General features: G+C 35.1%; 27 protein-coding genes, 1 other RNA gene, 1 pseudogene, 1 riboswitch and 1 other annotated feature. Of the genes and pseudogenes, 22 read left to right on the top strand and 7 right to left on the bottom strand.

All coding sequences use genetic code 11. The features are described from left to right. The first annotated feature begins 62 nt into the window (after positions 1 to 62). The 9 genes from smpB (at position 63) to alo (ending at position 9,889) form a co-directional block, all read left to right on the top strand. A complete protein-coding gene (gene smpB, locus COE49_RS24875; RefSeq protein WP_001123919.1) occupies positions 63 to 530 on the top strand; it encodes an SsrA-binding protein in 468 nt (155 codons plus the stop codon). A 125-nt stretch (positions 531 to 655) separates the two neighbouring features. Then, positions 656 to 1,010, top strand: a transfer-messenger RNA (tmRNA) gene (ssrA, locus tag COE49_RS24880). 304 nt (positions 1,011 to 1,314) lie between these two features. Beyond that, positions 1,315 to 2,271 (top strand): nuclease-related domain-containing protein, encoded by a 957-nt coding sequence (locus COE49_RS24885; RefSeq protein WP_088232042.1) that lies wholly within the window; start codon positions 1,315 to 1,317, stop codon positions 2,269 to 2,271. A gap of 733 nt (positions 2,272 to 3,004) precedes the next feature. Next, on the top strand, positions 3,005 to 3,682 hold the full coding sequence (locus tag COE49_RS24895) for a response regulator transcription factor (protein ID WP_088232043.1): 678 nt from the start codon (positions 3,005 to 3,007) through the stop codon (positions 3,680 to 3,682). Between the two features lie 398 nt (positions 3,683 to 4,080). Beyond that, positions 4,081 to 5,094, top strand: coding sequence for a siderophore ABC transporter substrate-binding protein (locus COE49_RS24900; protein ID WP_098253452.1), 1,014 nt, complete (start codon positions 4,081 to 4,083; stop codon positions 5,092 to 5,094). Positions 5,095 to 5,113: 19 nt separating this feature from the next. Continuing rightward, complete coding sequence (locus tag COE49_RS24905) at positions 5,114 to 6,130, top strand: ABC transporter permease (protein WP_098253453.1); 1,017 nt, start codon at positions 5,114 to 5,116, stop codon at positions 6,128 to 6,130. Next, positions 6,127 to 7,191, top strand: coding sequence for an iron chelate uptake ABC transporter family permease subunit (locus tag COE49_RS24910; RefSeq protein WP_098253454.1), 1,065 nt, complete (start codon positions 6,127 to 6,129; stop codon positions 7,189 to 7,191). The genes COE49_RS24905 and COE49_RS24910 overlap by 4 nt, the downstream gene beginning before the upstream one ends. Next, positions 7,188 to 7,940: an iron ABC transporter ATP-binding protein gene (locus tag COE49_RS24915; RefSeq protein ID WP_098253455.1), complete on the top strand. Its 753-nt coding sequence runs from the start codon at positions 7,188 to 7,190 to the stop codon at positions 7,938 to 7,940. The genes COE49_RS24910 and COE49_RS24915 overlap by 4 nt, the downstream gene beginning before the upstream one ends. 410 nt (positions 7,941 to 8,350) lie before the next feature. Then, positions 8,351 to 9,889 (top strand): anthrolysin O/cereolysin O family cholesterol-dependent cytolysin Alo, encoded by a 1,539-nt coding sequence (gene alo / locus COE49_RS24925; RefSeq protein WP_088232048.1) that lies wholly within the window; start codon positions 8,351 to 8,353, stop codon positions 9,887 to 9,889. 198 nt (positions 9,890 to 10,087) lie between these two features. On the opposite strand, the gene COE49_RS24930 is transcribed toward alo, so the two are convergent. Further along, positions 10,088 to 11,047 carry a DUF4822 domain-containing protein gene (locus COE49_RS24930; RefSeq protein WP_088232049.1) on the bottom strand — a complete coding sequence of 320 codons (960 nt, stop codon included), beginning with the start codon at positions 11,045 to 11,047 and terminating at the stop codon, positions 10,088 to 10,090. 464 nt (positions 11,048 to 11,511) lie between these two features. On the opposite strand from COE49_RS24930, the pseudogene COE49_RS24935 reads away from it, so the two are divergent. The 6 genes and pseudogenes from COE49_RS24935 to COE49_RS24960 form a co-directional block, all read left to right on the top strand. Continuing rightward, positions 11,512 to 11,688 (top strand): annotated as a pseudogene (locus COE49_RS24935) (winged helix-turn-helix transcriptional regulator); the annotation flags it as partial. A 105-nt stretch (positions 11,689 to 11,793) separates the two neighbouring features. Further along, positions 11,794 to 12,198 (top strand): phosphate-starvation-inducible protein PsiE, encoded by a 405-nt coding sequence (gene psiE, locus COE49_RS24940; protein ID WP_088232050.1) that lies wholly within the window; start codon positions 11,794 to 11,796, stop codon positions 12,196 to 12,198. 142 nt (positions 12,199 to 12,340) lie between these two features. Then, complete coding sequence (speG, locus tag COE49_RS24945) at positions 12,341 to 12,862, top strand: spermidine N1-acetyltransferase (protein WP_088232051.1); 522 nt, start codon at positions 12,341 to 12,343, stop codon at positions 12,860 to 12,862. A 145-nt stretch (positions 12,863 to 13,007) separates the two neighbouring features. Then, the gene (locus COE49_RS24950) at positions 13,008 to 13,214 is read left to right on the top strand and encodes a DUF3955 domain-containing protein (protein ID WP_088232052.1); all 207 of its coding nucleotides are present in this window, start codon (positions 13,008 to 13,010) and stop codon (positions 13,212 to 13,214) included. A 27-nt stretch (positions 13,215 to 13,241) separates the two neighbouring features. Further along, positions 13,242 to 13,583, top strand: a complete 342-nt coding sequence (locus COE49_RS24955; protein ID WP_088232053.1) for a DUF2975 domain-containing protein — start codon at positions 13,242 to 13,244, stop codon at positions 13,581 to 13,583. Between the two features lie 11 nt (positions 13,584 to 13,594). Then, positions 13,595 to 13,807 (top strand): helix-turn-helix domain-containing protein, encoded by a 213-nt coding sequence (locus COE49_RS24960; RefSeq protein ID WP_088232054.1) that lies wholly within the window; start codon positions 13,595 to 13,597, stop codon positions 13,805 to 13,807. 115 nt (positions 13,808 to 13,922) lie between these two features. On the opposite strand, the gene crcB (COE49_RS24965) is transcribed toward COE49_RS24960, so the two are convergent. Beyond that, complete coding sequence (gene crcB / locus COE49_RS24965) at positions 13,923 to 14,279, bottom strand: fluoride efflux transporter CrcB (protein ID WP_088232055.1); 357 nt, start codon at positions 14,277 to 14,279, stop codon at positions 13,923 to 13,925. Further along, the gene (gene crcB, locus COE49_RS24970; RefSeq protein ID WP_170933778.1) at positions 14,276 to 14,680 is read right to left on the bottom strand and encodes a fluoride efflux transporter CrcB; all 405 of its coding nucleotides are present in this window, start codon (positions 14,678 to 14,680) and stop codon (positions 14,276 to 14,278) included. The genes crcB (COE49_RS24965) and crcB (COE49_RS24970) overlap by 4 nt, the downstream gene beginning before the upstream one ends. Positions 14,681 to 14,733: 53 nt before the next feature. Continuing rightward, a riboswitch (Fluoride riboswitch) is annotated at positions 14,734 to 14,793 on the bottom strand. 189 nt (positions 14,794 to 14,982) lie between these two features. On the opposite strand from crcB (COE49_RS24970), the gene COE49_RS24975 reads away from it, so the two are divergent. From COE49_RS24975 to tyrS, 4 genes are all read left to right on the top strand, one after another. Beyond that, positions 14,983 to 16,041 carry an endonuclease/exonuclease/phosphatase family protein gene (locus COE49_RS24975; protein WP_088232056.1) on the top strand — a complete coding sequence of 353 codons (1,059 nt, stop codon included), beginning with the start codon at positions 14,983 to 14,985 and terminating at the stop codon, positions 16,039 to 16,041. Positions 16,042 to 16,212: 171 nt separating this feature from the next. Then, a complete protein-coding gene (locus COE49_RS24980; protein ID WP_140417443.1) occupies positions 16,213 to 16,608 on the top strand; it encodes an SET domain-containing protein in 396 nt (131 codons plus the stop codon). 383 nt (positions 16,609 to 16,991) lie between these two features. Next, positions 16,992 to 17,906: a UDP-N-acetylmuramate dehydrogenase gene (gene murB, locus COE49_RS24985; RefSeq protein WP_088232058.1), complete on the top strand. Its 915-nt coding sequence runs from the start codon at positions 16,992 to 16,994 to the stop codon at positions 17,904 to 17,906. Between the two features lie 100 nt (positions 17,907 to 18,006). Further along, positions 18,007 to 18,222: a binding site (T-box leader), on the top strand. Positions 18,223 to 18,277: 55 nt separating this feature from the next. Then, the gene (gene tyrS / locus COE49_RS24990; RefSeq protein WP_088232059.1) at positions 18,278 to 19,537 is read left to right on the top strand and encodes a tyrosine--tRNA ligase; all 1,260 of its coding nucleotides are present in this window, start codon (positions 18,278 to 18,280) and stop codon (positions 19,535 to 19,537) included. A gap of 310 nt (positions 19,538 to 19,847) precedes the next feature. Here tyrS and COE49_RS24995 read toward each other — a convergent pair whose 3' ends face one another. From COE49_RS24995 to COE49_RS25005, 3 genes are all read right to left on the bottom strand, one after another. Next, positions 19,848 to 21,026, bottom strand: a complete 1,179-nt coding sequence (locus COE49_RS24995) for an NAD(P)/FAD-dependent oxidoreductase (protein ID WP_000043194.1) — start codon at positions 21,024 to 21,026, stop codon at positions 19,848 to 19,850. Between the two features lie 44 nt (positions 21,027 to 21,070). Continuing rightward, positions 21,071 to 21,511: a DUF1641 domain-containing protein gene (locus COE49_RS25000; protein WP_001115309.1), complete on the bottom strand. Its 441-nt coding sequence runs from the start codon at positions 21,509 to 21,511 to the stop codon at positions 21,071 to 21,073. Positions 21,512 to 21,942: 431 nt separating this feature from the next. Then, positions 21,943 to 22,290 carry a winged helix-turn-helix transcriptional regulator gene (locus COE49_RS25005; protein WP_088232060.1) on the bottom strand — a complete coding sequence of 116 codons (348 nt, stop codon included), beginning with the start codon at positions 22,288 to 22,290 and terminating at the stop codon, positions 21,943 to 21,945. Positions 22,291 to 22,684: 394 nt separating this feature from the next. On the opposite strand from COE49_RS25005, the gene COE49_RS25010 reads away from it, so the two are divergent. The 3 genes from COE49_RS25010 to COE49_RS25020 all read left to right on the top strand — a co-directional run bounded on the left by COE49_RS25010 (position 22,685) and on the right by COE49_RS25020 (position 25,731). After that, a complete protein-coding gene (locus COE49_RS25010; protein WP_170933781.1) occupies positions 22,685 to 23,848 on the top strand; it encodes an MFS transporter in 1,164 nt (387 codons plus the stop codon). 16 nt (positions 23,849 to 23,864) lie between these two features. Next, positions 23,865 to 24,704, top strand: a complete 840-nt coding sequence (locus tag COE49_RS25015; protein ID WP_088232062.1) for an aldo/keto reductase — start codon at positions 23,865 to 23,867, stop codon at positions 24,702 to 24,704. A 109-nt stretch (positions 24,705 to 24,813) separates the two neighbouring features. Then, entirely contained in the window at positions 24,814 to 25,731 is a 918-nt protein-coding gene (locus COE49_RS25020; protein WP_088232063.1) for a thioester domain-containing protein, read from the top strand. Between the two features lie 139 nt (positions 25,732 to 25,870). Here the strand turns inward: COE49_RS25020 and COE49_RS25025 are convergent, their stop codons facing one another. Then, positions 25,871 to 26,509 carry an NAD(P)-dependent oxidoreductase gene (locus tag COE49_RS25025; RefSeq protein WP_088232064.1) on the bottom strand — a complete coding sequence of 213 codons (639 nt, stop codon included), beginning with the start codon at positions 26,507 to 26,509 and terminating at the stop codon, positions 25,871 to 25,873. Positions 26,510 to 26,563: the final 54 nt, after the last annotated feature.

A 26,563-nucleotide genomic window follows, 5' to 3' on the forward strand; every position in this document is an offset into this window, starting at 1 on the left:
CGAGCCACTTTCGCTTTTTAATAACATTTGTTACAATAGTAAAAATAGAGGAGGGACGTTGTATGCCAAAAGGTACAGGTAAGGTTATTGCACAAAATAAAAAAGCATTTCATGATTATTTCATCGAAGAAACATATGAAGCAGGGCTTGTCCTTCAAGGAACGGAAATTAAGTCGATTCGCGCTGGACGCGTAAACTTGAAAGATGCGTTTGCACGTGTACATAATGGTGAAGTATGGGTTCATAATATGCATATTAATACATACGAGCAAGGGAATCGTTTCAATCATGATCCGCTTCGTACGAGAAAATTACTTCTTCATAAAAAAGAAATTGATAAGCTAGCGGGGGCTGCAAAAGAAACAGGTTACGCATTAGTTCCACTTAGAATCTATTTGAAAAATGGATTTGCAAAGATGGCACTTGGTTTAGCAAAAGGTAAGAAGCAATACGATAAACGTCACGATTTAAAAGAGAAAGAAGCTAAACGTGAAATTGCACGCGCGTTCCGTGATCGTCAAAAGATGTAATACAAATATTTACATTTGTAAAACGGCGCGCGTATGATATAATAACTTATGTAAGGTTGTTGCACATTGAAAAACAGCTCTTAGTAGCTATCACGATATTTCTTCGTATGCTCCATTTCTATCATGGGGACGTTACGGATTCGACAGGGATAGTTCGAGCTTAGGTTGCGAGTCGAGGGGATCGGCCTCGTTAAAACGTCAAAGCCTATAATTGGCAAACAAAACAATCTTTCTTTAGCTGCTTAATTGCACTAAAGGTTCCTCCCTCCATCGTCCATGTGGTAGGGTAAGGGACTCAAACTAAGTGGACTACGCCGGAGTTCGCCGTCTGAGGACAAAGGAAGAGAACAACCAGACTAGCAACTTGGAAGCCTGTCGATAGGCCGAAGAGTTCGCGAAATGCTAATATATCGACTACACTCGTAGAAGCTTAAGTGCCGATATTTTTGGACGTGGGTTCGACTCCCACCGTCTCCACCAATACATATTTGGTGGTTTTTTATTTTGTATGATATGAACCATAACTTTGCCAGATTGGCGAGGTTATGGTTCTTTTTGTTTGCAGGAAAATAGGATTTTCATGTTTTGCTGGTAGTGGGTTTCGGGTGGTATGCTGTTTTGGGAGGTGGGGTGATGTCGTGTTTTGTCGAGCGGTCGATATTCTATGTCGAATCGCCGATATAATTGAAGTTGCGGTCGATATAATGAAAAAATCGCCGATATAATTGAAGTTGTGGTCGATATATTGGAAAAATCGCCGATATATTTCTAGAGGAGTGATAAAATGATTGTGAAAGAACGGAGAATGCCGATTTATTTACGCCAACTAGAAGCGCTACTCAGAAGATTGCCTGTTCATCATCCAAAACGGAATATAATCGCTGAAAATATAGCGAAATATAAGGCAGGTTATAAAGGGGAACGAGCTGTTGATTATCCATTAAGTTTTCTCCCTGAGCGAGGTTATAGCATTTTACATGACATTCGTTTATTTGATCAAAATCATTACTTTCAAATTGATACCATCATCATTTCCTCGTGCTTTCTTCTATTTCTAGAAATAAAGAATATAGTAGGTACACTACTTTTTGACTCAACATTTAATCAGCTCATTCGAATATCCGAAGAAAAGTCAGAAGGGTTTCCAGATCCAATTTTGCAAGTGAAAAGACAGGAATTACAGCTTCAGAAATGGTTAAGGTTATACGGATTTTCTAAATTCCCAATTGAATCCTTCGTTGTTATTAGTACGCCGCGTACCGTTATTAAATCTTCAGATGATAACCTCTCTAATAAAATCATTCATAGTGCTAATTTACCTCATAAAATAAAGTGGCTAGAAAGTAAATATAAGAAAAAACCTATATATAATATAAATGAACTTATTCAGCGAATGATGATGGAGCATTCACCATTGCAACAAAATGTCCTTGAGAAATATCAAATGAAAAAAGAAGAATTGTTAAAGGGGGTACTGTGTGAGGAATGTACCTCTATACCAATGGTTAAAGTGAAAAAAGGGTGGCATTGCTCGAAATGTAATACTTTATCTAAGGATGCACATAAGTGTGCTTTACAAGATTATGCACTTCTTATTGAAACCGTGGCTACCAATAGTAAGTTGAAAGAATTTCTAAATATCCAATCAAGTTCAATTATGAAACGCATACTTCAATTACTTGAAATCCCGTATGTCGGTGAGAATAAAGGGAGGAAGTATGATTTAACAATGTATCAGTAAGCAATGGAAAAGGATCATCAATAAAGTGATGATCCTTTTAAAAATTTATCCTGCTTTAATGGGCAGTAAGACCCCCACCTCAAAATTCAGCGAAAGCAAAGAATTTAGGTGGGGGTCGGGCTGCCCATAAAAGTCCGATTGGTGAAGGCTAATAATCAGTGGGGGATGAAGAAAATCCCCACTGATTAAAGTTTCACTTTATTTTACACCTAGTTTTTTCACTATCAGTTAACTTACATTATAGAAGATCGGCCTTAAACTCTATTAAATTTAGTCTTAAAATAAGAAGGATACCGTTTTTTGTTTTGGAGATTTTATAAAATGCTTAAGTTGATGGGGATGGGTGGTACCCCTGAAATAGAAAATGAAGAAATAGTTATTGACGATAAGTAGGTAGATACTATAGCTACCCCTTAATGATTAAATAATATTTATCACGCTATTTGCCGGGCAGAACCCCCCCCACCTCAAAATTCGGCTGAAGCAAAGAAGTTAGGTGGAAGCTCGGCTGTTCGTAAACGCCCGATTGGTGAGTGGTTATGAAAATTTCACTTTATTTAAATTTTCATATATTTTGTATTTTCACCCATATCTATTGTAAGATTATATAGAGTTCTCCTAATAAGCTGTTATAATGGTTTTTTTAGGAGTTTAATATTTATAAATTTCAAATTATTTTTTCGGGATAATTTTTTATCTAAATAAGTTATATTGAAGTAGAGGTGAATCATCGGTGAAGCAGGTGTTGGTGATTAAAAATGAACGGTCTTCAGCAAAGAAAATCGTAAGCGGTCTAACGCAAGAAGGCTATTTCATTTTAAAACTTCACAATGAAAACCAAGGTTTAAATATAATATATGAACAAAATTGGGATATTATCATATTGGATTGGGATTCGTTAAGTATATCTGGACCAGAAATTTGTAAACAAATACGACTCGTTAAAACGACACCGATAATTATTGTGACCGACAATATTTCTAGCAAAGATTGCATAGCGGGGTTACAAGCGGGAGCGGATGATTATATAAGAAAACCATTTGTGAAAGAAGAATTAGTAGCAAGGGTTCAAGCGATTTTAAGGAGAAGCGACTGTATCCAGCAAAATGAGACAAACTTTTTGCGGTTTAAAGATCTCTTTGTTGATGCATCTAGCAATATCGTAAAAAAAGATGGTGAAAATCTCGCGCTTACTAAGCGTGAGTATGATTTACTTGTATTTTTAATCAAGAATAAAAATACAATATTGAGCCGTGAAATGCTTTTGAACCAGGTTTGGGGACATAACGTAGTAGTAAATCCAAATGTAGTGGATTTATATATTGGGTATGTAAGAAAAAAATTAAAGTGCGAGAAGAAAGACAGATATATTCAAACGATACATGGCAGGGGCTATTCAATGATTGAATGATAATAGGTAAAGTACAGTTTATCATAATAATCAATACCTAGAATAATAGAAAAAACGAGTAAANNTTTACTCGTTTTTTCTATTAAATTTGCTAGTCAAATAGTTTATGAGAAATATGAAAGAGATGGAAAACATAAAAAAATACTTCTCTCATGTATTTTCTAAAGGTTAATTAACAAGCCAGACGGCATATATTCCTTTTTGAATACAAATTATGCTTAATTCTATTAACTCACACCATTCACAAGATTTTCACAGAATTAATGATTATACTAATTAACAGGATATTCAAATGAAAATGATTATCAATATTGATTTGGGTGAATAGTAGTTACTATTTAATTCAATCTAGGGACGGCATCATTTTCGAAATAAATCACATTATAAGGAGTATATGTATGAAAAAATCTATGCTTTTAAAATTGTTGAGTATTCTAGCAATTTTCACTTTAATGTTAGTAGCTTGCTCAGATTCAGGTAAAGAAACTTCGAAGGCTACTAAAGGTAATAGTAGTGATAAGCCAAAAACGATTGAAATCACTGATGCACATGGAAAGGTTAAAGTTCCTGTAAATCCAAAGAGTGTAGTTGCTTTGGATAATAGAACGTTTGAAACTTTAGCTGATTGGGGAATTAAATTAGCGGCTGCTCCGAAGGATATAATGCCTGCAGATTCAGCATATAAAAAGGACGATTCAGTTCAAAATATTGGAAATCATCGCGAGCCAAATCTTGAAATTATTGCAGCAGCAAACCCTGACCTTGTAATCGTTGGTCAAAGATTTGCTGATCATTACGAAGAAATCAAAAAATTAGTACCAAATGCAGCAGTTATTGATCTTAACGTTGATGTTTCTGAGAAAGCTACTAAGCCTGGAGAAAACTTAGTAAAAGGACTTAAAGATTCTACAATGACTTTAGGAAAAATCTTTGATAAAGATAAAGAAGCAAAAAAATTAGTGGCTGATTTTGATAAATCTATTGAAAATGCAAAATCTGCTTATAACGGAAAAGATAAAGTTATGAGTGTTATCGTTACTGGTGGTAATATTGGTTTTGCTGCTCCACATTCTGGTCGTGTTTGGGGACCAATGTATGAAATTTTCGGTTGGGTTCCAGCATTAGAAGTTTCGAATTCTACTGCAGGTCATAAAGGTGACGACGTTTCTGTTGAAGCTATTGCACAAACAAATCCTGATTGGATTTTCGTATTAGATCGTGATGCTGCAACGTCTGATGCAGCTACTTCAACACCTGCTAAGGATGTTATTTCTAAATCACCTGCTCTTCAAAACACAACTGCTGTTTCTAAAAACCAAGTTATTTATGCACCAGAAGATACTTACACAAATGAATCAATTCAAACTTACATAGAGTTATTTGGAAATATTGCAAAAACTTTAGCTAAGTAGTGTAAAGGAGTACGAAACAGTGTCAAAAAATATAATTTCTAGGGTTGAGAATATTTCTCAACCCCAGTTTTATAATCACAATAAATTATGGACAAAACCTTTTATAATAGCGATTATAGTTGTAATAATTTTAGGGATTATATCACTGTTTACTGGAGTTTATGATATACGTGGACAAGAGGACGGAATAGAGATGTTTTTCATAACTCGTGTTCCGAGAACAGCTGCATTAATGCTTACTGGAGCTGCGATGGCGATGGCAGGACTCGTCATGCAACTAATTACACAGAATCGCTTTGTTGAACCTACTACAACGGGTACAATTGAATGGTCAGGCTTAGGCCTGCTTTTTGTGTATTTATTATTTCCTGCCCCGACCTTAGTTCAAAGAATGACTGGTGCAATCATTTTTTCTTTTATAGGAACTATGATTTTCTTTCTATTTTTAAGAAGAGTTAAGCTTCGTTCGTCTTTAATTGTCCCGATTATTGGATTGATGCTTGGAGCAGTTATTTCTGCAGTGTCTACTTTTATGGGACTTCTTTTTCAAATGACGCAAAGTATTGAAACTTGGTTTGTAGGTTCATTTGCTAACATTCAGGTGGGAAGATATGAATATTTATGGCTGATTGTTATCATTACTTTGCTTATTTTTATGTATGCCAATAGATTGACTTTAGCTGGACTAGGAGAAGATGTCGCAACAAGCCTTGGAGTTAATTACAATAGAATTGTGCTTTTTGGAACTGCTCTTATCTCTGTTGCAGTTGGAATTGTTGCAGCTGTTATTGGACACTTACCTTTCTTGGGATTAATTGTGCCAAATATTGTTTCCATGTTTAGAGGTGATGATCTTAGGAGTAATTTACCTTGGGTGTGTGTGATCGGAATGGGGACAATAACTGCCTGTGACATCATTTCTCGAACAATTATAAAACCTTTTGAAGTACCTGTTTCTTTAATACTTGCAACAGTGGGAGCAGTCGTGTTTATTACTATTTTATTGAGAAAAAGAAAACCAAGGAGGCTACGATGATCACATTAGAATATAAAAATAAAGAAAATGTCGAAATCGATTCTAGCCTTCATAATGAAAGTAGATCAGCTAGTGCTTTTCGTTCTAAGAAGGAAGCAAGACGTTATTGGATTTTACTGATCACATTGATTGGTTTAGGCCTTCTTTCTTCATATGGACTTTTAGTTTATAACAATCCAGTTCCGATAGATTCACCGTCTTTTATCCCAGTTGTTAAGAGAAGGATAGTAGCTCTTGTTGCAATGATTATTGCTGCAGTTTGCCATAGCTTGTCGACAGTTGCTTTCCAATCTATTACGAATAATAAAATTATTACGCCTTCGCTTTTAGGTTTCGAATCACTTTATTCAGCGATTCAAACGAGTACAATATTCTTCTTTGGTGCTAGTGTATTACTAAATTTTAATGGAATCGGATCATTTTTATTCCAAGTTGTTGTTATGGTTTTCATGAGTTTGATACTTTATGGATGGTTACTTTCCGGTAAATACGGGAATTTACAACTTATGCTTTTAGTTGGAATTATTATTGGTACCGGGCTAAATTCTGTGTCAACTTTCATGAGGAAACTACTTGCGCCTTCAGAATTTGATATTTTACAAGCAAGATTATTTGGCTCTGTTAATCATGCCGATCCTGCATATTTTCCTATTGTAATTCCTATGATCATAATTGTAGCGGTATTAATTTTTGCTCATTCTAAAAATTTGAATGTTTTATCACTAGGAAAGGATGTTGCTACTTCTTTTGGAATTAAATATCAACCTAGTGTAATTTATACGCTTGTATTAGTAGCTATTTTAATGTCCATTTCAACAGCTCTAATTGGACCACTTACTTTCTACGGCTTTTTAGTAGCAACTTTGAGCTATCAGGCGGCGTCAACGTATGATCATAGATATATTTTTCCAATGGCTTTTGCAATAGGATTTTTGATACTGACGAGTGCATACTTTTTAATGTATCATGTATTCCATGCTCAAGGTGTAGTTTCAGTTATTATTGAATTATTTGGTGGAATCACATTTTTAATTATAGTTTTAAGGAAGAGGGCTTTATGATAAAAATTGATAATGTTAAAAAGTTCTATACTGATAAGGTAAAAATAGGACCTTTGGATATTGAAATACCAAAAGCGGGCTTTACTTCTTTAATTGGACCAAATGGCGCTGGAAAGTCTACGACACTTTTGATGATTGGAAGACTTTTAGATATGGATGAAGGTCAAATTCAGGTAGCAAATATGGATGTTTCTGAATCCAAATCAAAAGACTTAGCAAAAGTTTTGACGATATTGCGACAAGAAAATCATTTTGTAACTAGGCTTACTATTAGACAACTAGTTGGATTTGGGCGCTTTCCTTATTCAAAGGGAAGATTGACTAAAGAGGATGAGGTTATTATTTCTAAGTATATCGATTTTCTAGATTTAACTAGTTTAGAGAATAGATATTTAGATGAGCTTTCTGGTGGTCAAAGACAAAGGGCATATGTAGCGATGGTATTGTGCCAAGAGACGGAATATGTACTTTTGGACGAGCCTCTAAACAACCTTGATGTTGCTCGTTCTGTTCAAATGATGGAGCATTTGAGACGTGCTGCTAATGAATTTGGAAGAACAATTTTGACTGTTATGCATGACATAAATTTTGCAGCCAAATACTCTGATAAAATTTGTGCTATGAAAGACGGACAAATTGCTGCTTTTGGAACAGTAGAAGAAGTTATGGACCCAACACTTTTGACAGATATTTTTGAAACAAAAATAGAAATTATCGATGGTCCTTATGGTCCAATCGCTGTTTATTAGTTACAACATGTATACTGTAGCTGCTGTCTGTATTTTATAGGCAGCAGCTTTTTTTATGTGATTACTCATAAAGTGCAAAAGAATGTTTCACCTTTTTAAGTATCTACCAAGCGGAAAAAATATCTCTGTATAACTTTTTAAAAGAATTCAGCTTGTTTTTTATATGTAATATTGCATATCAGAGTGTATTGATAAAAGTGTAAGGGGTCACTATAATGAGGGCATAAAGATAAATCACATTTTCGTAGCAATAAAAAGGAGGAAATAATATGGAAATCGCAATGGCAGTTTTAAAATTTGTAGGTGGCGTAATCCCGTTAATTCAAGAACTATTAAAAGCATTTATGTAAGTTTATTAGTTAGCTATCATTTATCAATCATTATAATATTTTACTAAAAAAAAGAACGGGGTGATTTTTCTGAATATTAAGAAAAACACTAAAAGAAGAAAGTTCCTTGCATGTTTATTAGTTAGTCTATGCACTATTAATTATTCATCTATTTCCTTCGCAGAAACACAAGCAAGTAATACAACTGATGTAACCAAAAATGCTAGTGGCATTGATACTGGTATAGCAAATCTTAAATATAATAATCAAGAGGTTTTAGCTGTAAATGGTGATAAAGTAGAGAGTTTTGTTCCGAAAGAAAGTATCAATTCAAATGGTAAATTTGTAGTAGTGGAACGCGAGAAAAAATCACTTACAACGTCACCAGTCGATATTTCAATTATTGATTCTGTAGTGAATCGCACGTATCCAGGAGCTGTACAACTTGCAAATAAAGCTTTTGCAGACAATCAACCAAGTTTATTAGTGGCTAAGAGAAAGCCTTTGAATATTAGTATAGACTTACCGGGCATGAGAAAAGAAAATACAATCACTGTCCAAAATCCGACATATGGTAATGTAGCTGGAGCAGTAGATGATTTAGTATCTACTTGGAATGAAAAGTATTCTACAACACATACGTTACCTGCAAGAATGCAGTATACGGAATCTATGGTTTATAGTAAATCACAAATCGCAAGTGCTCTTAATGTTAACGCTAAATATCTTGATAACAGTCTAAACATTGATTTTAATGCGGTTGCAAATGGAGAGAAAAAAGTGATGGTTGCCGCATATAAGCAAATATTTTATACGGTAAGTGCTGAACTACCTAACAATCCATCCGACCTTTTTGATAATAGTGTTACTTTTGGTGAGTTAACTCGAAAAGGCGTAAGTAATTCGGCTCCACCTGTTATGGTTTCAAATGTAGCTTATGGTAGAACGATTTATGTAAAATTAGAAACAACATCTAAGAGCAAAGATGTACAAGCTGCTTTTAAAGCCTTACTTAAGGATAACAGCGTTGAAACAAGTGGACAGTATAAAGATATTTTTGAGGAAAGTACCTTTACTGCTGTAGTATTAGGTGGAGATGCGAAAGAGCATAACAAGGTTGTTACTAAAGATTTCAATGAAATCCGAAATATCATTAAAGATAATGCTGAATTAAGTCTTAAAAATCCAGCATACCCAATTTCATATACAAGTACTTTCTTAAAAGATAATGCAACTGCTGCTGTTCATAACAATACAGATTATATTGAGACGACAACTACAGAATATTCAAGTGCTAAAATGACACTTGATCATTACGGTGCTTACGTTGCTCAATTTGATGTATCTTGGGATGAGTTCACATTTGACCAAAAGGGTAACGAAGTATTAACACATAAAACATGGGATGGTAGCGGAAAAGACAAAACGGCTCATTACTCTACAGTTATCCCTCTTCCACCAAATTCAAAAAATATAAAAATTGTAGCAAGAGAATGTACAGGTCTTGCATGGGAATGGTGGAGAACAATTATTAATGAACAAAACGTTCCATTAACAAATGAAATAAAAGTTTCAATTGGAGGAACAACATTATACCCAACAGCTAGTATTAGTCATTAAGTATAAAAAAGCGCCCTATAAGTAGGGCGCTTTTTTACTTAGTCACAAATTTTATTCTTTCCAAAGCTGGATTGCTACAATTGTAATGACATGTATGAATATTGTGAAGACGAAAAGCTACATGTTTTTCGTCTTTTCGTTCTCTTGCTTAATAAGAAAGATCCTGCAACTCAGTACAGGATCTTTAATCAAACGTTTTTAAAAGCTAAATTGTGGTTTCATATCCCCTTTATAAGGTTCATGTTCAACGAATATAGTTATATCCTTACCAGCTTGGTCTTTACCAGTTCTTTTATACGTAAATTTATTCTTATTTAATTCAGTAAGTTCAAGAGCAGCACCATATTTATTATTTCCAATTGAAACATGGGCTCTTATTTTATTTTCGTGTACAACATCGAAGTAGCCATAATCACCGCGGCTTTGACCTGTTTCGCTATTGAAGAACTCATATTTATTAGATTTGTCATCAAATTTTGCTAGACTTATAAAATTTGAATTAAACTGTGTTACATCGTTACCAGCTTCATCTAATACCTTTGTTCCGTGCCAAAGGGTGCTGCCTAAAATTTTATCTCCATCAACGTTTTTAACAATATCGCCTGTAGTCGTGTTCAGCTGCTTGTCCGGATCAGTGAAAGAAAGTTCTTTTTCTTTATATGGAACATGTTCAACAAAAACTTCTACATCTTTACCGTTAGCGTCTTTCCCCATTCGTTTATAAGTAAATATATTTTTATTTAATTTTGTCATGTCAACAACAGCTTGATACTTCATTGATTCTGAAATTAATATTCTTTTCTTCCCATCATTTGTGACAAAGAAAGTTCCTTTATCACCACGACTTGCACCTGTTTTAGCATCAAAAAATTCATATCTGCCTGACTTCGCATCATATTTTGCAAGACCAATGAAGTTTGTATTCTCTTTTGTTAAGTCATTCTTATCTTTGTCATACACTCGTGTACCTTGCCAATTTGTCTCGCTAAGAATATTAGCCATTTTTTGCCCTTTAGTTAATTTATTTTCCTTTTTTGTTTCTTTAGCAACTTGTTCTTGTTTACTATGATTTTCTTCAGCTTTAGTACCAGCACACCCTGTTAATGCTAATGTGAATCCGAGCAGTATGGATGATAGTACTTTTGTTTTTTTGTTCATTTTTATCGTCTCCTTATTTTGTGATTTTAAATAGTTCGTCTTCCTGAATGTAATTACTACGTTTCTTATGTTAATACCCGACTATAAACTGCCTCTAAATAAAACATTAAAAAAAGATAAACTAATTCCTAAAAAATGTTCATATTTATAAAAAAATCGCTAGCTTGCTGTAGCGCCTACGAGTAATCAAAAAATGCATTGTAAAGAAAAAAGGAAAGCCGCTAACAATAATGTAATTGCTAATAGAGCTAATCGATTGTAGTGCAAAACTTTTGAGAAAAAATGTCGGGGAATGGAAAAAAAGAAAGAATAAGCTATTTATCCTTTCTTTTTTCATTTTAAAATACCTCCACTAAGTTGCTTACATGCATCATTATGGTATAGTACAGGTACTATGAAAAGTACGCAATTTTCCGTGACATAGGCACGAGAAAGTGCCTGTCAAAATACAGAAGGAGTTCAGTATGAAAAAAGAGTATAACAATAGAATTGAAGTCGTTTTGGATGTGATCGGAGGAAAGTGGAAATCCCACATTTTACATCATTTAACAAGTGGACCGACAAGAACGGGTGAGTTAAAAAAGTTGGTAACTGGTATTACACAAAAGATGCTTACCGAGCAATTGAAAGAGCTTGAAAGGCGAAGTGATAGTGAAAGAGGACGATCATATATGATTTAACACTTCTGTAAGTATAATTTTGCTATAATAAATACGCACTTATACGAAGGGGAGTTTAATGAGAAAATGAAATCATTCAATATTGATCATTTTATCGCTAGCGTTTTACAATGGATATTAAATATAGCACTAATCATACTATCCATTGTCTTATCTATCTTTTTAATTAATGAGACAATCACATTTATTCAATACATATTTTCAGCGAAGAAGTATACATCTTATAAGTTAGTGGAAAGTATCATTGTTTACTTCTTGTACTTTGAGTTCATCGCATTAATTATTAAGTATTTTAAATCGAATTACCATTTTCCGTTACGCTATTTTATTTATATCGGGATTACGGCTTTAATTCGATTAATTATTGTGTCGCATGATGAACCGTTTGAGACGTTGTTATATGCAGGTTCCATTCTTGTTTTAGTTATTGCTTTATACATATCAAATTTGAGAGATTTGAGAAAAGAGTAGTAGTGCGGACTTTTGTTTGTGCTACTTTTTTATGTCTTGACCTTCAAGTTGCTTGAAAGTTTACAATGTAAGTAGGGCGTTTGAAATTGAAAAAAATTGAGAAATTAAGTGAAGAGGTTTCTTTTACTTGGAGGTTATAGAAATGAGTCAGGAATTGAAGTTACGTCCTTTAGAACGGGAAGATTTAAAGTTTGTACATGAACTTAATAATAATGCACATATTATGTCGTATTGGTTTGAAGAGCCGTATGAGGCCTTTGTAGAATTGCAGGACTTGTACGATAAACATATACACGATCAAAGTGAACGCCGATTTATCGTTGAGAAAGATAATGAAATGGTTGGATTGGTCGAGTTAGTAGAAATCGATTATATTCACCGAAGAACGGAATTCCAAATTATTATTGATCCGAGTTATCAAGGTCACGGATATGCAGCTGATGCAACGCGTTTAGCGATGGATTACGCTTTTTCGGTATTAAATATGCATAAAATATATTTAGTTGTCGATAAAGAGAATGAAAAAGCTGTGCATGTTTATAGAAAGGTTGGATTTATAGTAGAAGGCGAGCTACAAGATGAATTCTTCGTAGATGGCACGTATCATAATGCAATAAGAATGTGCATGTTTCAGAAGCAATATTTAGAAAAAAAGCGTTTATAAAGTATTAACTTTATAAACGCTTTTTTTATTTGAAATGATATTTATTTATTGTAAAACAATAAAAAATAATTGACTTATAATATATATATCGTTATTATGATGGTAGTTAGTGAAGAGGAATTTTACGTATAGAGGAGAATGTCTTATGAAAAAATATATAGTATCTATTATGTTAATCGTGCTTGGAGTTATTTGCTTATCGATACATGGTTCGAATAGTACAGTAGCGGAGAATGGTATGCTAATGGAGCCTTACTTTTTCTTAGTACCAGTAAGTTATTTGCTATTCTTTATGGCTATAGTGACAGGTTCATTTACATTTATTCGATTAAACTTAAAAGGGAATAAGTAAATATATATAAGCGGCGAGTGATCACATTTGCCGTTTTTTTGTACGTTTATTTGTATTACAGGAATTCCATATTTTATTTCCTTATTTTTAGGGTGGAAAATATGTTCAGATATTGCTGTAGATGAAGCATTTACTTTACAAAATGCGAAGAGATTAAAGGCAATTAGCATTTTATCGATGATGGAAGGTATTTTATATATTGGAGCATTATTGTATATTTCTATAGTAGGGAATTATCATACGAGTATTGTAGTGATTCTATTACTTATTTTATTTTTCTCAGTTGTTATATCCATTTTCACTTCTTTACTTTCTCATTTAGTTAGGAAAGCGAGTGATATACAAGAAGATAACGACTTAACGATTTGAGGTGCTCTGTTATGGCGATTATAGTAAATCTTGATGTAATGTTAGCGAAGCGGAAAATGAGTGTGACAGAGCTATCTGGCAAGTTAGGAATTACGATGGCAAATGTCTCTATTTTGAAAAACGGAAAAGCGAAAGCGATTAAGTTTTCGACTTTAGAGAAGATATGTGAAGTGTTAGAGTGTCAGCCTGGCGATATTTTAGAATATGAAAAGGATGAGTTGTAGTGAAGTTACGAAAGTGGTTCACTACAGCAACGTATATCCAGCCCGTTTATTTTTAATTTTGTATGGCGAGAGATACTTCTTATGAAAGAAAGCGACCTGTAAAAGAGTCGCTTTTTTATATTCCACCTAACTTCATCCCGAGGAATGCGAAGATGATGCCAATCATATAAGTAGCGCTTAAATATATCAATAGTATGCCAAATTTTTTACGATTGAGAAGCTGGAATGTCTCTAATTTAAACGTTGAAAATGTAGTAAAAGCACCCATAAAACCAGTACCTAGTAGAAGTTGCCAATCTGTGGTTATTCCCGCTCCAATTATATATCCGAGTAAAAAGGCTCCCGTTATATTCACAAGAAACGTGGCGATTGGAAAGGAAGTTGTATTTCTTTTTTTAAACCAATTGCTAATGGCAAATCGTGTAATGGCGCCGAAGAAACCTCCAGTTGCTACTAATAAAGCCTCCATCATGAGAAATCACCTTCCGTAAGGCGTTTCTTAATTAAGAAATCACCTAGTGTATAGCCAAGACCAGACATAATGAGGCCACCCAGCATGCTACATGATACATATAGGAAAGCTGTGCTCCATTCAGAATGATTGATTAATTGTACGGTTTCTACACTGAACGTTGAAAACGTCGTAAAGGAACCGATGAATCCAGTCCCGATGCCTGTAATCACCTCAGAGGGTAAGATGTTCAGCCGAGCGATATAAGTAGTTAGCCAGGCTAATAAGAAGCAGCCAGCTAAGTTAATAAGTAATGTAGCTAACGGAAATGAATGATGCCAAAATGTATGAATAGTAAGCCCTACATAATAACGGGAAAGAGCTCCTAATATACCGGCTATGCCAACGATAATATAAATCAATTTCCTCACCTCTTTCATAGTTTGTTCAAAAAAATAGACTCCTACCAGCAAGTATACTGGTAGGAGTCATTAGCTCAGTAGCGGTTATGGCGAACTCCATCACCTATGATTATTACATATAGTGTACTAAATATTGATGTTAAATTTCAATGGGAATTTTGAAGTAGGTTTATTATTAATAACCAAAATGTGGTGATGTGCAATTTTAATTATGATAAAATATTTCTTACGTCTGCTATTTTATTTTAATTAACTGAAAATAAAGAAAAACGAGTTGTGTTTTTAGAAAAGGAGTCGTTTATTTGAAGAAATTTTTAAAGGTAATACTTATATTTATTTTAATAGGAGTGGGCATTTTAGGTGGGTTTTTAGGATATATGACACTTACAAAAGAACAGCCGGCTGATGTTATAAGTTTGAAGGTGGAAAATAATAAGGAACGCGTATTAGAGCAAGGAAATGAGTTTAAAGTTACGACATTCAATATTGGCTATGCTGGATTAGATAAGGGGCAAGACTTCTTTATGGATGGCGGAAAAGGTTCTGGTTCAAGTAGTAAAGAACAGACTGAAGTGAACTTAAAGAAGATGCTTTCTTTCTTGCAAAATGAGAATAGTGATTTTACGTTATTACAAGAAGTTGATATAAAATCACTTCGATCATTCGATGTAAATGAACATGAATTGTTGAAAAATGGACTATCTGAGTATTCTTCGTCATTTGGAAAGAATTACGATACAAAATGGGTTCCGGTGCCAGTAACAAGTCCAATGGGATATGCTGAGGCTGGACTAAGTACGTTTTCTAAATATACAGTTCAAAAGGCGACACAGTTCCAATTACCAGGTATGGAGCCTTGGCCAAAACGTTTATTTGATTTGGACCGAGCGATTGTTGAGTATAAAATCCCGGTTAATAACGGGAAATTTGTTAGACTCGTAAACTTACATTTGTCTGCTTATGATGAAGGCGGAAAAATTAGAAAGCAGCAAGTAGAATATTTAAAGGAATATATGAACAAGCATTATCAAAATGGCGATTACGTAATAATGGGTGGAGATTGGAATCAATTACTTTCTGATGTTCAATTAAGCGATCCGAGGTTTGTGAAGGAGCGCCCGGAATGGTTAGTAGAGTTGCCGAAAGATTTTACTGACGGAGGATTCCAGTGGGCTGTAGATCCGTCTGTTATGACTGTGAGAGATGATGTGAAGAAATATGTAGAAGGTGAAAATTTTGTCACGATTATTGATGGCTTCGTCGTTTCACCGAATGTTGAGATTGTAAATGTACAAGGGAAAGATTTGAAGTTTGAAAATAGTGATCATAACCCAGTGAGTGCGGTATTTAAGTTGAAGTAATGAAGTGAATCAAGTTGCTAGAAGAGATTTTAGAAAAATAATATGACTGTAAAGGAGCACAAATAATGTGCTCCTTTTACATTTGGTAGGAATTTAATTGCTTTTCTCATCGTTTTCTGCCAAGCTTAAGGAGAAAAATACTTCAAAGAAAGAATTATATAGGTGACTTATATGATCGAAGTTAAGACTTCTGAACTTAGTGATGGAGAATTTAATAGAGGTGTATTTGCAACTCGTGATATTAAAAAGGGTGAGTTGATTCACTCAGCACCAGTTATCTCTTATCCGAATGAACAACATGAACACATTGAGAAAACGTTACTTGCTGACTACGCATTTGAGTATGGGGTAAATCATACGGCATTTCTGTTAGGATACGGCATGTTATTTAATCATGCATATAATCCGAATGCAACGTATGAAATTGTCTTCGAGAATCATACGTTTAACTTTTTCGCTTATAAGGATATAAAAGCTGGAGAAGAAATTTTAATCAACTATAACGGTGAAGTTGATGATGACGAACTATTATGGTTTGACAAGGAAAAAGAAGAGAACGATAAGTAAAGCAACGAAAAAAGAGTGCATTCCACCGTGGGATGTCCTCTTTTTTTTGTTGAAGAAGATAAAGTAGAGATTACAAAAAAATACCACTTTCTTTTCATATGGTATAGTAAGATACTGAGGGATAGTGTTTTGAAAAAGTAATATATTTTACAAATTGTTGTCTTTCTGATGACATGTCAAGTTTAGTAGCCCATTTGGGTTGCTTTATTATGCAATATATATTTTAATATGAGTGGCACCTCTTATAAATTAAGAGGTTTATAGGTGTCTCGAATTGATTTTGGGTACACTGTATCCACCACTTTAGGTTCGTTCATGTATGTGGGGATATTATGGGCCCGTATAACGGGATAAAAAGAATATAGAAATAGAGGAATCGTAAAATGAATATGCAAGAGGTTTATGAATATTTAAGTACGGTATTGCCTGAAGGTCATGTGAAACAAGATGAAATGTTAAAGAATCATACGCATATTAAAGTTGGCGGAAAAGCAGATGTGTTTGTTGCGCCTACGAATTATGATGAAATTCAAGAAGTTATTAAATATGCTAACCAATATAATATTCCAGTTACGTTTTTAGGAAACGGTTCGAATGTCATTATTAAAGACGGTGGTATTCGAGGGATTACAGTAAGTTTAATTCATATTACAGGTGTTACTGTAACAGGAACGACGATTGTAGCACAGTGCGGTGCAGCAATTATTGATGTATCACGCATTGCATTAGATCACAATTTAACAGGTCTTGAGTTTGCTTGTGGTATTCCAGGTTCAGTTGGCGGAGCATTATATATGAATGCTGGTGCTTACGGCGGTGAAGTATCGTTTGTGTTAACAGAAGCTGTCGTAATGACGGGTGATGGAGACTTATGTACTTTAACGAAAGATGAATTTGCATTTGGATATCGTAAGAGTGTATTTGCGAACAATCATTACATTATTCTTGAAGCGAAGTTTGAACTTGAAGAAGGTGTACGTGAAGAAATTAAAGAGAAAATGGATGATTTAACGTTTAAGCGTGAATCAAAACAGCCTCTAGAATATCCTTCATGTGGTAGCGTATTTAAGCGCCCACCAAACAACTTTGCTGGTAAATTGATTCAAGAATCAGGACTACAGGGTAAGCGAATTGGTGGAGTGGAAGTTTCTTTAAAACATGCTGGATTTATGGTGAATGTTGATAACGGAACGGCACAAGATTACATCGATTTAATTCACTTCGTACAAAAAACAGTTGAAGAGAAATTTGGCGTGAAGTTAGAGCGAGAAGTAAGGATTATTGGAGAAGATAAGTAATAAAGGAATACGTATGAAGATGCGAATTATTTTAAAATAATATTTGGTGATTATTGACAATTTGTTTTTAATTCAATATAATGGCTAATAATTTAACAAATAACATACGTTGAAAGAGCCCAGTAGCAGTTTGTCACTGTTAACGAGAGAGCTAGGGGTTGCTGGAACCTAGCACAAACAAACTTGTGAATTACACTCTGGAGTATCTTAGGTAATGCTAAGCGGATTGGCAATCGATATTATTGCTAAGAGTGGTATGAGTAGCTATGCTATTTATGCAAACTGGGTGGTAACACGGTGAATAATCGTCCCTATGTCTATCGTAGACATAGGGACTTTTTTGTTTGAAAAAATAAAGGGGATGACAAAACATGAATATTATTGATGAATTAGAATGGCGCGGTGCTGTGAATCAGCAGACAGATGAAGAAGGTTTACGTAAGCTAGTAGAAGAGAAAAAGATTTCACTATACTGCGGAGTTGATCCGACTGGTGATAGTATGCATATTGGGCATTTGATTCCGTTTATGATGATGAAGAGATTCCAGTTAGCTGGCCATCATCCTGTTATTTTAATTGGCGGAGCAACTGGAACAATTGGTGATCCAAGTGGACGTCAATCAGAGCGCCAGCTTCAAACGTTAGAAGTCGTTCAGCATAATGTGGATGCGTTAACAGCGCAAATGAAAAAGCTATTTGATTTCGGTGGGAATAGCGAAGTGAAGATGGTAAATAACTACGACTGGACACATGAAATCAACATTATCGAGTTTTTACGTGATTACGGGAAAAACTTTAGCGTTAATAGCATGTTAGCGAAGGATATTGTCGCAAGTCGTTTAGATACGGGAATTTCTTTCACTGAATTCACGTACCAAATCTTGCAGGCGATGGATTTCCATCATTTATACACGAAAGAAGATGTTCAACTACAAATTGGTGGTAGTGACCAATGGGGAAATATTACGAGCGGTTTAGATTTAATTCGTAAGTTAGAAGGTCATGAGGCGAAAGTATTTGGACTAACAATTCCGTTATTATTAAAATCAGATGGTACGAAGTTTGGTAAATCAGCAGGCGGTGCGGTTTGGCTTGATCCTGAAAAAACAACACCGTTTGAATTTTACCAGTTCTGGGTAAATACAGATGATCGTGATGTGGTGAAATACTTGAAATACTTTACGTTCTTAACGAAAGAGCGCATTGATGAATTAGCAGCAAAGGTAGAAGCAGAGCCTCATAAACGTGAAGCGCAAAAGGTATTAGCAGAAGAAATGACGAAGTTCGTTCATGGTGAAGAAGCGTTCCTGCAGGCTGTGAAAATTACAGCAGCGTTATTTAGCGGAGATATTAAAACGTTAACAGCTGATGAAATTGAACAAGGTTTTAAAGAGATGCCAACATTCGAGTCTTCAAAAGAGAAGAAAAACATCGTAGAGTGGCTAGTTGATTTAGGAATTGAACCATCTAGACGACAAGCACGTGAAGACATTAATAATGGCGCGATTTCTATGAATGGTGAAAAAGTAACAGATGTTGGTACGGATGTAACTGTAGAAAATTCATTTGATGGAAGATTTATTATTATCCGTAAAGGGAAGAAGAACTACAGTTTAGTGAAGCTAGGATAACGAATACAATCGAAAAATTATATCGGCGATTTTTCGAATATATCGACCGTAACTCGAATTATATCGGCGATTTTTAAAATATATCGACCGCAAGTCAAAATATATCAGCGATGTTCCCGATATATCGATTTACCGACAAAAAATGACAATAGAAGCTGTTCCAAACGGGACAGCTTCTACTAAAAAGAGTCAGTATATTTTGATAATTATAGAGGATTATAGTATTCTTCTGCCGAATAAATAAGTTAGAGAAAATTACGGATAAAAATAGCCCGAACCATGCTGGGCATGATTCGGGCTTATATTCAGATTAGTAAGCTAAGCTGAATAGACCTTTAATGTGTGATAAGTAACGAACGTTACTTGCTTCTTTCATTAATGATGCTGGTAAGCCTTTAAGTGGAGTATTGCTTGCTCCGATTGTAGCAACAGCATCTTTACGTCCTAGACTAGCAAGTGTTCCAGAGTTTACAGGTGCGAACTCTTCGAATGCTTTGCCTTCTAGTGCTGCGTATAAGTTGTATCCAATTAACTCACCCATTTGCCAAGCGATTTGTGCAGTTGGTGGGTATGGACGTCCGTCTGGAGCGAAGACAACAGCGCTGTCTCCAGCAACGAATACGTCTTTGTGAGAAGTAGATTGTAGGTATGCATCAACTGTTGCACGACCACGGTTAACTTCAAGACCTGATTCACCGATTAATGGGTTACCTTGTACGCCGCCTGTCCAAACGAATGTGTTAGCAACAAGTTTTTGACCGTCTTTTAAGTCGATTTCATTGCCAGCAACGTTTGTTACAGGAAGACCAGTTAAGAATGTAACGCCGCGTGCTTCTAAGCTAGTAGTTGCACGTTCGATTAAGTGGTCCGGTAATACTGGAAGGATTTTTGGACCTGCTTCAACAAGAAGAAGTTTCACTTCTTTTGGATTTACGCCGTGGCTTTTTGCAAGTTTAGGCATAATGTCAGCAAGCTCACCAACTAGCTCAACGCCAGTTAATCCGCCACCACCGATTACGATTGTAGCATCAGCTTCGTTTTTCGTTTTCGCGTATTCACGAATACGGTCTTCAACGTGTTTGTAGATTTTGTTTGCATCAGCAGCAGATTTTAATACCATGCTGTTTTCTTCTAGTCCTGGAATACCGAAGTAAGCAGTTTTACTTCCTAAAGCAACTACAAGTGCATCGTAAGATAAAGTAGTGCCGCCAGCTAGTTTGATTTCTTTGCTATCAACAGAGAATGACTCAACTGTTGCGATTTTAAGATCGATGTCTTTACCTTTGAAAAGCTTTGTAAGTGGCATTGCAATTGCTTGCTCAGCAACGTTACCAGCTGCAAGGCGGTGTAGTTCAGTGATGATTTGGTGTGTTGGGTATTGGTTAATCACTGTAACTTGTGCTTCTGATTTGCTGTAATATTTACGTACGTTTAAAGCGGCAAGAAGACCGCCATAACCAGCGCCTAAGATGACAATTTGTTTTGACATAGTATGATATCCCCCGTCTTTACTAATTGTTGTTATAAATTCAATTATTTATTGTTGCGTTCTGCACTAATTTGAAGATATGCGTTCACAAAGCGGAACATTTTTTGTGCTTGTGGATCTTTTAGTAATTTCAATAGACCGAATAGGCCGATAACTTCATTACTTTCGTCAGCACGATCTTTCGCTTCGATTGCAGTCGCAGCCATGCTTTTCACTGTATCTTTTACAGGTTCTACAAGCTCTGTGATTGCACCAACAGTGTCGCTTTTTAATACTTCATCAGTAGCAACAGTTTGAGCGAAGTCATAAGATTTAGTTAAAATGTTAACAAGCTCAGTTAATTTTGGAAGCTGTTCTACTAGTGTTGTTAATGATTCTTGTACCTCAGGTTTTAACAACTGATCAAGTACATCAAGTTGTCCTTGGCTAGCAGAAATTTGTACAGTTTCTTGTTCTGGCTTTGTTTGAGTCATAGTTTCTGGCATCTCCAATTCTCCTTTACGATAGCAATACTCTTATTTTTGATAAGTAAGATAGTAACCGTTTACGAAACTTTATACAAAGTTTCACAAAACACAATAAAATGCCTTTAAATTTATGATAACAAATAAGCTGAAATCATAAATCTAAAACCATAACGTCTTACCTATTATTTATGAACTGTCCGATACATGGCTTGTCCGCATAATGGAAAGGTCCTTTATCGGAAAGTGTATATAATATATATCTTATATTATATACTATATACACCTATGTTAACATAAAAATGATTCCTAATTATTTGATATTAAGTGCATAACCTAGTACTGACAAGGCATGAAAGCGCATAAAATATTTTGTTTGAATGAGAAATGTACATATATATGAAGAAAAAAAGGAAAAAATGAACAAATTACTGTTCTTTTTTTCCTTTTTCTTATTGTTCAGCTTCTGTCATAAGCATCGATGTGTTACCGCCTTTTTCAAGATGGCATTCGCCCCAAGTGCAAAGAGAATCAAGAATGGCTTCTAAAGACCAGCCGTAGTCAGTAAGAGAATATTCTACTTTTGGGGGTACTTGGTTGTATACCTTTCTTTGAATAACTCCGTCTTCTTCTAATTCACGTAATTGCTGAGTTAACATTTTCTGCGTAATACCAGGCATTAAACGTTTGAGTTCACTCGTTCTTTTTGTGCCTTTCTGTAAGTGGCAAAGGATTACGACTTTCCATTTTCCGCCGATAACCTCTAAAGTCGCTTCTACAGGAATATTGTATTTCTTCATATAAAAAATCTCCTTTGATGAATATGGATTTATACTTTTCAACGAAAGAAGCTAAATAATGTAAATGTTACTTTTTAGTGCCTATAGCACTTTAAAGTACGTACTTTTTATTATGTTGAATATGTTTCATAATAGCATACGTAAGAGGCAAATGAGTAGTACGGTACTAAAAAGTGCCTATGTTACTTTTTGGTGCCTATCGTACTTAAAAGTGCGTTCTTTCAAAAAGGAATGAAACCATTCATAATAGCATTTGTAGAGAGTAAATATATTTTTTAGAAGATAAAAGGGCCTTTTTATCACACTATTATGATTGGATTTCTTGTAATAAGGAGGAATTCAATTGAGTTCATATACAATATCATCTTCGGAGGTTCAGACGAATCGAAGAAGTATGTTTGCTTTGTTAGCATTAGCTATTAGTGCGTTTGGAATAGGAACGACCGAATTTATAAGTGTGGGTTTATTACCATCCATTTCGGAAGATTTACATGTTTCTGTCACAACAGCTGGTTTAACTGTTTCTTTATATGCGTTAGGGGTAGCGTTTGGCGCCCCAGTGTTAACGTCGTTAACAGCTAGTATGTCGCGAAAGACGTTATTAATGTGGATTATGATTATTTTCATTATTGGTAATGGAATTGCAGCTGTGGCGACAAGTTTCACTGTTTTACTTATCGCGAGAGTTGTATCTGCTTTCGCACACGGCGTTTTTATGTCGATCGGATCCACGATTGCAGCCGCACTTGTACCAGAGAATAAACGAGCTAGTGCAATTGCGTTTATGTTTACTGGTTTAACGGTTGCGACGATCACAGGTGTACCAATTGGAACGTTTATTGGTCAGCAATTTGGCTGGAGAGCTTCCTTTATGGTAATTGTTGTAATTGGAATTGTTGCTTTAATTGCAAATAGTATATTAGTCCCGTCTAATTTGAAAAAAGGTACGTCCGTATCATTTCGTGATCAGTTCAAATTGATTACGAACGGAAGGTTATTACTTGTTTTCATCATTACTGCATTAGGATACGGGGGAACATTTGTAACGTTTACGTATTTATCACCGCTATTACAAGAAGTAACCGGATTTAAAGCAAGTACCGTTACAATCATTTTGTTAGTGTACGGGATTGCAATTGCGATTGGGAATATGATCGGTGGTAAGTTATCAAATCGTAATCCAATTCGAGCATTATTTTATATGTTTTTCATTCAAGCGATTGTATTATTCGTGCTAACATTTACAGCACCATTTAAAGTAGTGGGGCTCATTACGATTATTTTTATGGGACTATTCGCATTTATGAATGTTCCTGGATTACAAGTATATGTCGTTATATTAGCTGAACGATTCGTGCCGAGTGCTGTCGATGTAGCATCAGCAATGAATATTGCAGCATTTAACGCTGGAATCGCTCTCGGTGCTTATTTAGGCGGTATTGTAACGAACTCGTTAGGGTTACTTCATACAGCTTGGGTAGGTGGCATTATGGTAGCAGGTGCTGTTATTTTAACGGCGTGGAGCATGGCATTAGAAAAAAGAGATCAAGTGAAATAAAAGGAGAGAAAATAAAATGAAAAACTTACAAAGTACAACAACATTGCATAACGGTGTAGAAATGCCTTGGTTCGGTTTAGGTGTATTTAAAGTAGAAGATGGACCGGAACTTGTAGAGGCTGTAAAATCGGCTATTAAAGCAGGATACCGCAGCATCGATACAGCTGCAATTTACGGAAATGAAAAAGCGGTAGGTGAAGGAATTCGCGCAGGTATAAAAGAAGCTGGAATTTCTCGCGAAGATTTATTTATTACTTCAAAAGTGTGGAATGCGGATCAAGGATATGAAACGACACTTGCTGCATATGAAGAGAGCTTAAAAAAATTAGAGCTAGATTATTTAGATTTATATCTTGTTCATTGGCCTGTAGAAGGAAAATATAAAGATACATGGAGAGCGTTAGAAACACTTTATAAAGAAAAACGCGTACGTGCAATTGGTGTAAGTAACTTCCAAATTCATCACTTACAAGATGTAATGAAAGATGCGGAAATTAAACCGATGATTAACCAAGTGGAATATCACCCGCGTTTAACACAAAAAGAATTACAAGCTTTCTGTAAAGAACAAGGTATTCAAATGGAAGCATGGTCACCACTTATGCAAGGTCAACTATTAGATAATGAAACATTACAAGAAATTGCTACTAAATATGATAAAACAACAGCGCAAGTCATTTTACGTTGGGATCTTCAAAATGGAGTAATCACAATTCCAAAATCAACGAAAGAACACCGTATTGTTGCAAACGCTGATGTGTTTAACTTTGAATTAACGAAAGAAGATATGGAAAAAATCGATGCGTTAAATGAAAATCACCGCGTTGGTCCAGATCCTGATAACTTCGATTTCTAAGATTAAGGTAAGAAAAAAGAGTGCGTAAAAGCACTCTTTTTTTGTGCATAAAAATAGTTTCTAAATAAATACTACTTAGTATTAAGTTTGTTATTAAGGGGCTGTAAATATGAATATAAAGCAATCGTTCAAACTTTTAGCTGTGTTTTTAAGTGTTTTATTTGTGTTATTCCCACTTCAAAAGGCATTCGCAGAAGTTATGGATCATACAAAGTATCAAATGGATTGGAGTTATAGTAAGTCTAAGAAGAAACCAATCCGAACAGAGCTTATTAAAACGGCAGATGGGAAAATTGCATTTTGTTTAAATGTAGATTTGAAATCTCCAAGCGGTCAAGATTTACCGGAAATGGGGAAAGTGGATATTAACGTATACCGTGTATTATTAAATGGATATCCACAAAAGAGCCCGCAAGAATTAGGTGTTTCTGATTGGAGAGATGCACATTACGCAACGCAGCTCGCGGTGTGGAATGCGTTGAAACAAATCGATATTAACGATTTAGATTTCCGTAATAAAAATGTAGAAAAAGTAACGAAAGATATCGTTGCAAAAGCAAACGCTAGTGAAGAATTACAAGAAATTACGATGAGTGTAACGCCTACAGAAGAACAACAAGCGGTATTAAAAGATGAGTTTTTTGAAACAGGTTTATACACAGTACAAACTAACGCGAAAAGTGGAACATATAAAGTACAGGCAACAGGTGCACCGCAGGGCGCGAAGTTTGTAAATGAAAAAGGCGAAGCAAAAACAGAATTTAATGTGGGAGAGAAATTCCGCATTTTAATTCCGAAACAAACACCAGCAGGTGGATTTAGCTTTAAAGTATCAGGCAATTTAACGAAACTACAAGGAATTGCGCATAAAGGGACACCGACGATTCAAAATGCAGTTGTATTATTAGAGCGTAGTGAAGAAAAAACAAGTCCAGAGTTATCGGTAAGTTGGAAAACAGCAAATGGTCATGATAATAATAAACCACATACTCCAAATGAACCACACAAACCGAATCAAAAGAGATAAAGAAAAAGCATTGGCATGTGCCGATGCTTTTTCTTTAAAATTACAGAACAAGGTTTTGAAAAAACAGAAGGTATACAAGAGGTAAGGTTTAAAAAAATAGAAAAGCTCGTAAAACAATATGTTTTACGAGCTTTTTTTATTACTCAGCTTCAGAAACAACTGTGAAGCGTTCATTTACATGTTTTGGATTTTCGATTTCATCAAGAGCTGCTACCGCGAAGTCTTCGTAACTTACGTAGCTATCCCCTTTTGAGTTAACAAGAAGGTTGTCTTTACCAGCTGTATAAGAGCCAGTACGTTTTCCTAATGCGAATAGTGCAGAAGGGCTGATGAATGTCCAAGTGATGTCATTTGTTTGTTGTAAGATTTCTAAGTTTTTACCTTGGTTTTGAGCAGTTGCAAGGTATTCGTTAGGGAATCCAGGTGTATCAAATACACGTGTTGTTTTTTCTTCATCTACGAATAAGCTACCAGCGCCGCCGACTACAAGTAATTTTGTATTTGGTGCACCTTTTACAGCTTCAATAAGTACGTTCCCTGCATCTACATGAAGATGTTCTTGTCCTGCTGGAGCGCCGAATGCATTTACAACTACATCAAATGCCCCTAGGTCGTTAGATGTAAGGGAGAATACATCTTTCTCTAAAACTTTTACATTTTCTTCTGTAATTTTTGCGGCATCTCTTACGATTGCGGTTACTTCATGTCCGCGATCTAATGCTTCTTTTAAAATACGACTTCCTGCTTTACCACTTGCTCCGATAATTCCGATTTTCATAATGAATCCCTCCAAAGTGTTTTATTAAAATGTATATCTGAAAAAGAATGAATG

This window comes from Bacillus sp. AFS029637 (assembly GCF_002584985.1).
Classification (GTDB): Bacteria; Bacillota; Bacilli; order Bacillales; family Bacillaceae_G; genus Bacillus_A.

Bases quoted from the DNA above. Each gene is read 5' to 3' on its own strand.
- smpB (WP_001123919.1), top strand. From the start codon at position 63: ATGCCAAAAGGTACAGGTAAGGTTATTGCACAAAATAAAAAAGCATTT.
- COE49_RS24885 (WP_088232042.1), top strand. From the start codon at position 1,315: ATGATTGTGAAAGAACGGAGAATGCCGATTTATTTACGCCAACTAGAA.
- COE49_RS24900 (WP_098253452.1), top strand. From the start codon at position 4,081: ATGAAAAAATCTATGCTTTTAAAATTGTTGAGTATTCTAGCAATTTTC.
- COE49_RS24910 (WP_098253454.1), top strand. From the start codon at position 6,127: ATGATCACATTAGAATATAAAAATAAAGAAAATGTCGAAATCGATTCT.
- COE49_RS24915 (WP_098253455.1), top strand. From the start codon at position 7,188: ATGATAAAAATTGATAATGTTAAAAAGTTCTATACTGATAAGGTAAAA.
- COE49_RS24930 (WP_088232049.1), bottom strand. From the start codon at position 11,047: ATGAACAAAAAAACAAAAGTACTATCATCCATACTGCTCGGATTCACA.
- psiE (WP_088232050.1), top strand. From the start codon at position 11,794: ATGAAATCATTCAATATTGATCATTTTATCGCTAGCGTTTTACAATGG.
- speG (WP_088232051.1), top strand. From the start codon at position 12,341: ATGAGTCAGGAATTGAAGTTACGTCCTTTAGAACGGGAAGATTTAAAG.
- COE49_RS24950 (WP_088232052.1), top strand. From the start codon at position 13,008: ATGAAAAAATATATAGTATCTATTATGTTAATCGTGCTTGGAGTTATT.
- COE49_RS24960 (WP_088232054.1), top strand. From the start codon at position 13,595: ATGGCGATTATAGTAAATCTTGATGTAATGTTAGCGAAGCGGAAAATG.
- crcB (WP_088232055.1), bottom strand. From the start codon at position 14,279: ATGATGGAGGCTTTATTAGTAGCAACTGGAGGTTTCTTCGGCGCCATT.
- COE49_RS24980 (WP_140417443.1), top strand. From the start codon at position 16,213: ATGATCGAAGTTAAGACTTCTGAACTTAGTGATGGAGAATTTAATAGA.
- murB (WP_088232058.1), top strand. From the start codon at position 16,992: ATGAATATGCAAGAGGTTTATGAATATTTAAGTACGGTATTGCCTGAA.
- tyrS (WP_088232059.1), top strand. From the start codon at position 18,278: ATGAATATTATTGATGAATTAGAATGGCGCGGTGCTGTGAATCAGCAG.
- COE49_RS24995 (WP_000043194.1), bottom strand. From the start codon at position 21,026: ATGTCAAAACAAATTGTCATCTTAGGCGCTGGTTATGGCGGTCTTCTT.
- COE49_RS25000 (WP_001115309.1), bottom strand. From the start codon at position 21,511: ATGCCAGAAACTATGACTCAAACAAAGCCAGAACAAGAAACTGTACAA.
- COE49_RS25005 (WP_088232060.1), bottom strand. From the start codon at position 22,290: ATGAAGAAATACAATATTCCTGTAGAAGCGACTTTAGAGGTTATCGGC.
- COE49_RS25010 (WP_170933781.1), top strand. From the start codon at position 22,685: ATGTTTGCTTTGTTAGCATTAGCTATTAGTGCGTTTGGAATAGGAACG.
- COE49_RS25015 (WP_088232062.1), top strand. From the start codon at position 23,865: ATGAAAAACTTACAAAGTACAACAACATTGCATAACGGTGTAGAAATG.
- COE49_RS25020 (WP_088232063.1), top strand. From the start codon at position 24,814: ATGAATATAAAGCAATCGTTCAAACTTTTAGCTGTGTTTTTAAGTGTT.
- COE49_RS25025 (WP_088232064.1), bottom strand. From the start codon at position 26,509: ATGAAAATCGGAATTATCGGAGCAAGTGGTAAAGCAGGAAGTCGTATT.